This window comes from Campylobacter coli LMG 9860 (assembly GCF_000254135.1).
GTDB lineage: Bacteria > Campylobacterota > Campylobacteria > Campylobacterales > Campylobacteraceae > Campylobacter_D > Campylobacter_D coli.
In genome coordinates, this window is record NZ_AINS01000114.1 from 1 (window position 1) to 1594 (window position 1594).

Annotated in this window: 1 protein-coding gene; it reads right to left on the minus strand. The window is 24.2% G+C overall.

Going from position 1 to position 1594, the window contains the following annotated elements; all coding sequences use genetic code 11:
* On the minus strand, nucleotides 1-1526 hold a 1526-nt coding region (locus CCO88_RS09500; RefSeq protein ID WP_002786971.1), incomplete at its 3' end, for a pentapeptide repeat-containing protein.
* Nucleotides 1527-1594: the final 68 nt, after the last annotated feature.

A 1594-nucleotide genomic window follows, 5' to 3' on the forward strand; every position in this document is an offset into this window, starting at 1 on the left:
GAATTTTTTCGTGCGGTTTTTTGGAGCGAGAAAAGAACTAAAGCTAAAAGTATGGTATATAGTATGTTTAGCACTATTAAGCTTGGGTAATTAAAAAATTTATCAGATTCGTTTGCGATTTTTCCTATTAAAGGGTGAATTACATTAGGTTGTTTTATGAGCATTATAATAAATCCTATATATGAAAAGATAAGCACCACATATCTACCAAAAAACAAAGATTTGGTATGAACTAAACAAATATATAAACTAACAAACAAAGTATTTATAAGTAGTGAATATCCAAAGTCTTTACCTAAATTTAAAAAAAATCCAAATAATGAAAATAACACATAAAAAACACAAGGGATAAAGGATGCGAAAAATAAGCTTTTAATCAAATTCAAAAAATCACCAATGATATATATAAAATTTATGTTTTGTTTTTTTGAGACATTGTTTTTCTTTTCATATGAATTTAATTTCCAAACAAAAAAACCACATCCAAAAACTGCAAAAATAGCACTTATGATATCAAAATAAAGCCTAAATTTATCAAAAAATCCAAATAAAGTTAAAATCGCTCTTGTATCTTCTAGTTTATCATTATGAAGCCAAGTAAAACCAAAAACAAACAAAGCATACAAAGCAATTAATAATATAAGATTATTAAAAACTTTTAAAAAGTCTGTATGATGATCGCAAAGCTTTCTATAAAATCCTAAAAGTAAAAAATCCATAAAATCCCGAATTCTCGAAACATTTGTTTCTAAATCTGTCATATTGCTTACATTCTTACCTTTTTTATTCCAACTTTCTTTTAGCTCTATCTCTTTACAATAAAGCTCGTATTTATGAAAATTTGAAGCGTCTAAGGCATTGTTATCTTTTATCAAAGCACTTTTAAAAGTCCTAAAAGAATCTCTAAAATCATTTGCAAATTTATCTAAGGATTTTTGATCTTCTTCTTTTTTATTTTTATTAAACTCTTCATATTCTTGTTCGATTTTTTCTTCTAAATTAGAAAAAGTAAAATTTAATTTTGTATTAACTATATTTAAATTTTCATTGAAAATTGCTTGTGAAAAATCTAAACCTTTAAAAGTAGAATTATAAAAAGTTACATTTTTTTCAAAATGGCTTTTTTTGAAACTAGCGTAATTATAAAAATTTCTTTCAAAATTAGACGAATTACAAAATGTATTTGCCTCAAAATAAAAATTTTTATTAAAACGACAATAAGCTATAACCACGTTGCTTTTAAATTTGATATTATATGAAATAACATTTTCTTCAAAAGTACAATCATAGATATAAACTGGATTTTCTATCTCGAAAAAACCAGGAGCTTCGTTTATTTCACATAAAAATTTGCAATTGAAAAATGATAATTTATACTCATTAAATAATTTAAAACTAAAATTCTTTATAACAGCACCATTGATTTGCATGGATTGTAATCTAGCATTATGGGCAACACATTTATTGTCTATTTTTAAATAATTAGCTAGTTCTAAAATCTTGTCATTGATTTGTGCATTTGTCATTTTTAACCTTTCATTTTTTTTATTATATCATTTTAGCTTGGCACTATGGAATTTTTTCGTGCGGTTTT